Origin of the sequence: Methanobrevibacter sp., assembly GCF_017427765.1 — an archaeon.
GTDB lineage: Archaea > Methanobacteriota > Methanobacteria > Methanobacteriales > Methanobacteriaceae > Methanocatella.
The window spans coordinates 54,275-62,934 of the sequence record NZ_JAFRSC010000027.1; the positions used below are offsets into that span (position 1 = coordinate 54,275).

An 8,660-nucleotide genomic window follows, 5' to 3' on the forward strand; every position below is an offset into this window, starting at 1 on the left:
CCTTAAATTTATTCTATTACCTGTTCACCGAATTCTCCGGATTTGACTTTGACCTGACCTTTAAAGTAAGGCTTTATTTCACGAGCCAATTTTTCCAAATCATGAGGGTTTGGAACTTCAACTTTCTCCAAAGCGGGATCCAGCACATTTTTATTTCTGAATTGCTGGATTGTATAGATATCGGCTTCAAGCTCATCAGCCAAATTAATGATGTCCTTTTTAGTGTGAAGGGTGGGAACATATGTAGTTCTTGCCTCCAAACGGACATTTTCATCAGCATGAATAAGTTCCATGGATTTTTTAACCTGAAAACCCACATTGGAACCTGTAATCTTTCTGTATTTTGAAAAAGTAGTTTTAACATCAAGTGAAACAAAGTCCAGAAGTTTCAAATCCAATAATTTTTTAATTCTGTCAGGATAAATTCCGCTGGTGTCCAATTTTGTTTTAAGTCCCAGCTGACGGACATATGTAAATATTTCAATTAGTGCATCAAGCTGCATCAGAGGCTCCCCACCGGAAATCACAACGGCATCTAAAAAATCGGCTGAAGAATCAATTTCCTCTTTAATCTGCTCAAAAGACTTTTCAGTAGTATCATCCAGAAGTTCCACATTATGGCAGTACCTGCAGGTTAAAGGACAACCTGACATGAAAATAACCAATGACATGTTTCCATGAAATTCGACTGAAGATATTACTGATCCGCCAACAAACATTAGTTTAAAACCTCATTTATTAATTCAATGAATTTTTTGTCCTCTTCAAGAGTGCAAATACTTATTCTTATCCAGTATTCATCCAATCCTTTAAAGGAAGTGCAGTCCCTTACAATGATTCCTCTTTTCATCAACTCCAAAGCCAATTCACTTGCAGTAAATCCTGTGTCTTTAACTCCAATCAGCATGAAATTTGATTTTGAAGGAAATACATTTAAAGAATCGATTTTTGACAGTTCATCATATAAGTATTGTCTTGATTCAATTCCCTTTTTGATTGAATCACGAATATATTCCTTATCCCTGAATGTGTTAAGGGCAGCTGCAAAGGATAATCTTGTAAGTGAAAATACCGGTTTGATTCTGTGCATGTATTCTATAATTTCTGCACAGGCAAGACCATAACCGATTCTCATGCCTGCCAGACCCAATACCTTGGACATGGTACGGATAATGAATATATTGTCAAATTCATCGATTAAATCCTTATTGGTAACTTCGGAATATTCAAAGTAAGCTTCATCAATGACAATTAGAATTTCAGGGTTTTTTGAAGCAATTTGCTTTAAAACATCCTTTTCTATTAATGTGCCTGTAGGATTGTTTGGAGTGCATAGAAAAATCATTTTAGTCTTTTCGGTGATTGCATCAAATATTGAATCCAAATCCAACTCATTTTTTTCCAAATCCCATCTTGCATAAACCGGACGGGCACCGTACTGCTGAAGCAGATATTCATAGTACATGTAAGACGGCAAAGGCACTATAAACTCATCGCCATCGTCAATGAATGTTTTTGCCAAAACGTCAATGATTTCATCAGCCCCATCCCCTCCAATAATGACCTGATTATCTTCAACACCGGAGTAATCAGCCATTTCTGCTACAAGCTCCTTTAATTGAGATTCCGGATACCTATTGATTGATTTAATCTCGTTTTTAATAGCTTCCATTGCTTTAGGAGACGGACCCCACGGATTTTCATTGGAACCCAATTTGATAATCTCATCCTTATTTAAGTTAAATTCCTCGGCAATCTCATCCTGAGACCTGCCGGGAACGTATGAATCCATTTCATCTACTATTTTTCTAGCCTTCATTATTAGTCTTCCGCATATTGTTTAGAAAGTTTAACGTAATTGTCTGCATTATCCTGAATAAGTTTTATCTGTTCGTCACTGAGTTGCTTGACGGCTTTTGCCGGAACTCCCAATATCAAGCTGCCTTCAGGAAATTCTTTTCCTTCACTGACTACGGCACCTGCGCCGACAATTGAATTTTTTGAAATGTGGGCGCCATTCAATACTGTGGCGTTCATGCCGATTAAAACATTATCATCCAGCTTACAGCCATGAACAACAGCACCATGACCTACAGAAACATTTTCGCCGATTATTACTGGAAATCCCTTAGTACAGTGAACAACACAGTTGTCCTGAACATTGGAGTTGTTACCAATAGTAATGGAGTCTGTATCTCCTCTTATTACGGCACCATGCCATACAGAGACATCTTCTCCGAGTTCAACATTTCCGAATACCTGTGCGCCTGGGCATATTATAACAGAGTCTTTTTTATTTTCCATAATATCGCCAAATTATTCTTTTTTCTTATTTTTATCTTGTATAATATGATTCTGTTTTACCAATACTCTTGTATCGGAGGGGACATCATCATATAATAAAACCCCAGAACCGATAGTGGAATTGTGGCCCACTTTAACACCGGGTGAAAAACTGGAATTGATTCCTGTTTTTACCGAATCACCGATGATGGAACCTAGTTTGCGTCTTCCACTGTCAATCATCTGATTTTTGATTTTGGTTTTAACCGGACGGTTGTCGAATCTTAGATTTGCAATGTTGGTTCCCGCAGCTATGTTGCAGTTGGACCCGATTACAGAATCTCCGACATAACTTAAATGGCTAACGTTAGTATTTTCCATGACAATTGAATTTTTAATTTCAACTGCATTTCCGACATGTACATGGTCACCGAAGTAGGAATTGCCCCTAATATATGAATTAGGACCTATATCGCAGTTTTTACCTATGTAGACATTGCCTTCAATGTATACTCCCGCACGGATAATGCTTCCTTCATCCAAAAATACTTCTCCGTGAATGTGGGCTCCTTCTTCGACAACACCTTTAATTTCAGTCTTAAGCTGGCTGATTAGCTCTTCATTAACTTCGATTAATTCCCATGGACGGCCGACATCAATCCAATCCTTGTTGGTTTTATGACCTATTACAGTTTTGCCGTCGGCAATCTGTAAGGATACTGAATCGGTAATCTCATATTCTCCACGTTCGGAAAGTTCTGTTTTTGCAATCTTTTCGAAAATATCCTTATTGAAAATGTATATCCCTGCATTTACAAGGTTGCTTGGAGCTTCCTCTTTTTTAGGCTTTTCTACAATTTTTTTAATATTGCCGTCTTCAATTTCGACAACACCGAATGCTGAAGGATCCTCCACTTCTGTTAGAACCATAAGCGTATCAGGTTTCATATAATTGTATTTTTTGATGATTTCATTGATGATTTCATTGTCTAAAATGATATCACCGTTTAAAACAATCAGACTGTCCTCAATAAAATCTTCACCATATGAAATCGCATTGGCGGTTCCCAGAAATGCTTCCTGTTTCTGGTAGGTAATGTTTACGCCAAACTCACTACCGTCACCAAAATATTCACGAACCATTTCCTCTTTATAACGGACAATAAGTAAAATATCCTTGATACCATTGTCCCTTAATGATTCAATGTTATATTGAATGATTGGTTTTCCAGCAACCGGCAACATGGTTTTAGGCTTTGTAAGTGTTAATGGCCTCATCCTAGAACCTTCACCGGCACTTAAAATAATTGCTTTCACTTTGACTATCCCCTTAAAACTAAATCTAATAATAATATATCTTTAACTCTTAACATATAAATTAACTTTACTAATTCAAATAACTAATTTTAAATAATATGTTAAATATAGAAAAATAATAATTAGCTATTACTTGTTAATAGTGAAACTTAAAGGAGATTATTAAAATGACTATCTATGTATGTTTACATTGCGAATACAGATTTGACTCAGAAAAAGGTGACCCTGCTTACAACATCCCTGCTGGAGCAACTCCTGCAGACATGCCAGATGACTGGGTTTGCCCAGAATGTGCTGCTCTCGGAGTAGACGCATTTATTGCAGAAGAAGAATAAATCTTCTTCTTTAAACTTTTTTTATAATTTAAACATTAATTATTTTTTAGATATTTTGAAAAAAATTAGATATATTTACCATTTTTGGTTAATATTTAAATATTTTAATAATCAGACTATTAACTAATAACAGATTACTGTCTGTTAATAATTTTTACAAATTGTACAAATATGATTTTAAAAATAAGTGTGGGAATTAAAAAATGAAGAGAACAAAAAAATTAATCATAGCAATTCTTCTTGTAATTCTTTTGGGATTATTGACTGTAATTGCTGGAGCATTGTTCATGACTCCGGATTTAACACAAGAAGATAAAAACATACTTGTTTTAGCTTCAGACAAATATGAACAGCCGCACGGTAGTGTAGATATGGGATTCATGGTCCACTTAGAAAACGGACACCTGAAAAATTATACCCCAGTATACCCTGGTGGTATGTCACATCCTTCACAGGCTGCTCCGGGAGGCATTGGCGGAAACATGATGCTTCACGATTGTCTTTGGGATGGAACAGATCAAGGTATGGATTATGCAAAAGAGATTGTAGAAGCCAATACCGGAATGCATGCGGATGCAGTAGTTATTGTATATGATGAAGCTATGGACAGTGTTATTGATTCCATCAGACCACTTTATGTTGATGGCGAACCAACAAACCTCAGTGCTGCAGATATTGTCCGTTCAAACGACGCATACAACGGTTATGCAGGCAGTGAAAATGTTCAAGGAACAATGTCCAGAGGAGATGCAGTTATGGTATTAACCAAAGCACTAGCCAATGCTACAAAAGATCCTGACAAGAAAAATACCATGATACAAACTGCTTTAAAAGAATATTCAAACGGAAATATTCTTATGAAACCGGACGGTTCATTTACAAAATTGCTTGCTACAAAAGGATTTGAAAGTTTATCACATTAATCTTTAAAGAATCATTTATTCTTTAAAGAACTTTTTTTATTTTAACTTTGAATTTTAAAAAAAATAGTTTAGAAGATTGTGAATCTTCTATAAGTTTTCGTTAATTATTTTTACACAGGTTTTCCTGATGGATTCTGCACGATTTTCATCACGGGACTCTAAAGTTATTCTGATGTAATCTTCAGTTCCGGAAGGTCTTATCAATACCCAGCTGTCATCTTCAAATGTCAGTCTTACACCATCAATTGAATTGACATCAACGATATCATCAAAAGCCCCCTTAAGCAATTCTTCCATGTTTTCCATTACCTTGATTTTGGCTTCCTTGGAGCAAGTAATCTTTTCACGTATATTCGGATATGACGGGATCTGCGCTAAAAGTTCAGATAATTTACCGTCCCTTGATACAATTTCAGCCATCCTCAAACCTGAAAGAATTCCGTCAGGACACATGCAGAAGTCTGGATGCAACCAGGTTCCAGAAGGCTCTCCGCCGAAGCTTGCATTCTTTTCAATTATTACTTCAGCAACATTAACATCACCAACAGGAGTTCTTAGAATTTCACCTTTTACTGATTCGTCCATGCATAATCCTGCATCAACAGTTGTTACAATATCACCGTCGAATTCTTTGGATATTAATGCCAAAAGTGAATCAAATGGGGAAATGTTACCTTTCTCATCAACAGTAATCATTCTGTCGGCATCACCATCATGAGCTATTCCAAGATCTGCGCCAATAGCTACGACAGTTTTCATGAGATTTCCAAGGTTTTCAGCATTAGGTTCAGGATTTCTTCCGGGGAAAAATCCGTCAGGCTGTGAATTTAAAGTGGTTACTTCGCATCCTGCTTTTCTAAATACTAAAGGTGATATTTCGCTTCCAGCACCGGATGCACAGTCAATAACTACTTTTAAACCTTTTTTGATGTCAACCATTCCAACTAAATCATCAACGTATTGGCCTTTGATTTCCTCGTTGACGCTTAATGAACCTACTTTATCCCAGCTTACTGAAACATATGATTTTTCGCCATATATTTTCTCAATTTCAGCTTCCTGAGCTGAAGTGTAAGCCATTCCATTTTTGTTCCATAACTTTATCCCGTTATATTGGGAAGGATTATGTGATGCGGTCAGCATAATTCCTGCGTTGGCATCAAGTTTTTCGGTAGCATAACCAACCAAAGGAGTTGGAACCATTCCAATTTTAATTACATTGACTCCACTTTCAAGCAATCCAGCACATATTGCCTGGTCAAGCATCTTATTTGTTGTTCTTGTATCATAACCAAGTACAACAGTTCCGGCATTGCCCAGATAGTATGCTAAAGATTTACCGACATTTAATGCAAGCTCACAAGTTACCTCAGAGCCTATTAATCCTCTGATTCCTGATGTTCCAAACAGTTTTTTTGCTACCATATTACCACCTATGCTCCGAATTTATGGGCATAATTCATTAAATCCATCATTATGTTCATTACATCTGATCCTCTGATTCTGTTAAGTCCGCCTTTTGCACAGGCAACTTCTGAAAACTCACAAACATCATCGACTCTTACTTCAGGACCCCTTATCAATACAGGCACTGGATCTCCTGAGTGGTTCATGACAGATATTGGAGTTGAATGATCAGCTGTCAGGAAGATATAAACGTCTTCGAGTTTTATTAATTCACTCATTACCACTTCATCGACCTTTTCAATGAATTCCTTTTTCTCGACTGTCTGACCGTCGTGGCCTGCCTCATCGGCTCCATCAATGTTTATCAAGAAAAAGTCATGGTCTGAGTTTTTAACCTGGTCTACGATTGTGTCACGAATATTGTACAGATTGGTGTCAATTCCCCCAGTCACGTCTTCCATTTCAATAACGTCCATTCCGGCAAATCTTCCGATTCCCATAATTAGGCCAGTTTCAGCAATACATGCTGAGTTTACTTCATATTTATCGTTTAGGGATTCCACACTAGGCACTTCACCGGCACCACGAGGAATGACAATGTTAGCTGGAGGTTCGCCGGCTTCGATTCTTTTTACATTAACAGGATGGTCCTTAACCATTTCATATGTTTTTACAACCAGTTTGTTTAGAATATCTGCAGTTTTTGCAGCTTCCGGTGTATCATCTAAAGGTTTGACTTCTTTTGGTTTGTTGCCTTCAACTTTAGGGTCTGCATCACTTACTTTTCCGGAGAGTCCTTCTCCCCTTAAAACCAGAACCGCCCTGTGACCTGTTGATTCTTTGAAAATGATTTTTACATCAGGATAATCTTCTAGAACCATTTTGTTCAGTTCATCAACTATTTCCTTAGTACCTTCCTTAATTCTTCCGGCACGCCTGTCGGTTACGATTAAATCTTCATCGACAGTTGAGAAGTTGCATCTAAATGCAATGTCTCCCGCAAGCACATCCACACCTACACCATTTGCCTCAAACGGTCCTCTTCCTGTGTAGACTTCATAAGGATTGTAACCTAAAATTGATAAATGTGCGGTGTCACTTCCAGGTATGATTCCCGGAGCTATTGAGTCCATGATTCCAGTAATTCCTTCAGCAGCCATTTTGTCCATATTAGGTGTGTTTGCCGCTTCAAGAGGAGTTTTATTTCCAAATTCTTTAATAGGACGGTCCCCCATACCATCCATAATTAAAATAAGACCTTTCATAAATATCACCTTTATAAAATATACTGTTATAAAGTTTATTTTTTAATAGTTAAATAATTTATTTAAAAATGAGTTTAATTAATTAAAAATAAGTTTACAAAAAAAGTTAAATCAGTATAATTCCGACAATAGCTCCGACAATTGTTGCAATTAAATTTACATGCTCGTTTGTAAGCAAGTCATTATTTTCAAAAACAGCTCCCAGAATACTGTCCATAAAGCATCCCACTGTTCCGGAAACTATTGAAACAAGAATCGCAGATACCGGATTTGCCACAATTCCCAAAAGATATGCTGCAATACCGATTATAGCCGCACCAACCATTCCTGAAACTGTTCCCAAAACTGAAACCGCACCGTTGGTACCCGGATCCACTTTTTGAAATGTTGTGATTAGTCTAGGTTCCTGGTCGAGTACTCCAATTTCAGAACCTAATGTATCGGCAGTCGCTGTTGCAATAGCTCCGATGAATCCTCCTACAAACGGCAGGTAATATCCTCCGAATGCAGCCATAAAACAGGCCACAACACCATTTGAAATTACGTTTTTAGAGGTTCTTCTTCCTTCAAATTCCCCTAAAGATAATTTATATTTTTTTGAAAACTTGGTTGCAAGAAGACACATTACCAAAAATAAGACAATAAGCAACAGCCAGTTTGTTCCGGCTGAAAAAATGATTACAACACCCATAAAAATCATGACTGCTGAACCGAATAAATCCAGAGATTTTCTTCTGTATGTTATGAAACCCAAAATAAATAATAGAATTACATAAACCCAATTAATCATTATTGCTTCAACCATAGTATCAACAAACCTATGTTTTTATTAAATTATGTTTAAAATTATATAAAAAGATTTAGTTAAATCCTCGTTTTAAAAAGCATGAGAAAAATGATAATTTTACCTATTTTTTGAATATCCAGAAACTGAATGAAAATTTGTGTGCTTTTAATTAAAATAACGATTAATTATATTAATTTTAATTGATTTAAATATTAAAATATTAATTGAATTTTTAATTAAATTATATGTTGAATTATAAAAAATAAAAAAGAAGTTTGGTAATATATATGTACAAGTAAAAATTATTAAATTTCTAAAAAAATAAGAAAAAATTAAGAAAAAA

General features: G+C 36.1%; 9 protein-coding genes. 2 read left to right on the forward strand and 7 right to left on the reverse strand.

All coding sequences use genetic code 11. The features are described from left to right. Positions 1–8: 8 nt before the first annotated feature. From IJL02_RS08575 to glmU, 4 genes are read right to left on the reverse strand one after another with little or no spacing between them, the layout of a single operon-like run. Positions 9–719 carry an anaerobic ribonucleoside-triphosphate reductase activating protein gene (locus IJL02_RS08575; protein WP_292814962.1) on the reverse strand — a complete coding sequence of 237 codons (711 nt, stop codon included), beginning with the start codon at positions 717–719 and terminating at the stop codon, positions 9–11. Then, a complete protein-coding gene (gene hisC / locus IJL02_RS08580) occupies positions 719–1,819 on the reverse strand; it encodes a histidinol-phosphate transaminase (protein ID WP_292814967.1) in 1,101 nt (366 codons plus the stop codon). Before hisC ends, IJL02_RS08575 begins: the two co-directional genes overlap by 1 nt. 2 nt (positions 1,820–1,821) lie before the next feature. Then, positions 1,822–2,304 (reverse strand): gamma carbonic anhydrase family protein, encoded by a 483-nt coding sequence (locus IJL02_RS08585; RefSeq protein ID WP_292814971.1) that lies wholly within the window; start codon positions 2,302–2,304, stop codon positions 1,822–1,824. Positions 2,305–2,316: 12 nt separating this feature from the next. After that, complete coding sequence (glmU, locus tag IJL02_RS08590) at positions 2,317–3,600, reverse strand: bifunctional sugar-1-phosphate nucleotidylyltransferase/acetyltransferase (protein WP_292814974.1); 1,284 nt, start codon at positions 3,598–3,600, stop codon at positions 2,317–2,319. Between the two features lie 167 nt (positions 3,601–3,767). On the opposite strand from glmU, the gene IJL02_RS08595 reads away from it, so the two are divergent. After that, positions 3,768–3,935, forward strand: coding sequence for a rubredoxin (locus IJL02_RS08595; protein ID WP_292814977.1), 168 nt, complete (start codon positions 3,768–3,770; stop codon positions 3,933–3,935). Positions 3,936–4,138: 203 nt separating this feature from the next. After that, positions 4,139–4,858: a DUF4012 domain-containing protein gene (locus IJL02_RS08600; protein WP_292814980.1), complete on the forward strand. Its 720-nt coding sequence runs from the start codon at positions 4,139–4,141 to the stop codon at positions 4,856–4,858. An 87-nt stretch (positions 4,859–4,945) separates the two neighbouring features. Here the strand turns inward: IJL02_RS08600 and glmM are convergent, their stop codons facing one another. From glmM to IJL02_RS08615, 3 genes are all read right to left on the reverse strand, one after another. Next, on the reverse strand, positions 4,946–6,283 hold the full coding sequence (glmM, locus tag IJL02_RS08605; RefSeq protein ID WP_292814983.1) for a phosphoglucosamine mutase: 1,338 nt from the start codon (positions 6,281–6,283) through the stop codon (positions 4,946–4,948). Between the two features lie 8 nt (positions 6,284–6,291). After that, entirely contained in the window at positions 6,292–7,530 is a 1,239-nt protein-coding gene (locus IJL02_RS08610; RefSeq protein WP_292814986.1) for a 2,3-bisphosphoglycerate-independent phosphoglycerate mutase, read from the reverse strand. Positions 7,531–7,636: 106 nt separating this feature from the next. Further along, the gene (locus IJL02_RS08615) at positions 7,637–8,335 is read right to left on the reverse strand and encodes a TIGR00297 family protein (RefSeq protein WP_292814989.1); all 699 of its coding nucleotides are present in this window, start codon (positions 8,333–8,335) and stop codon (positions 7,637–7,639) included. Positions 8,336–8,660: the final 325 nt, after the last annotated feature.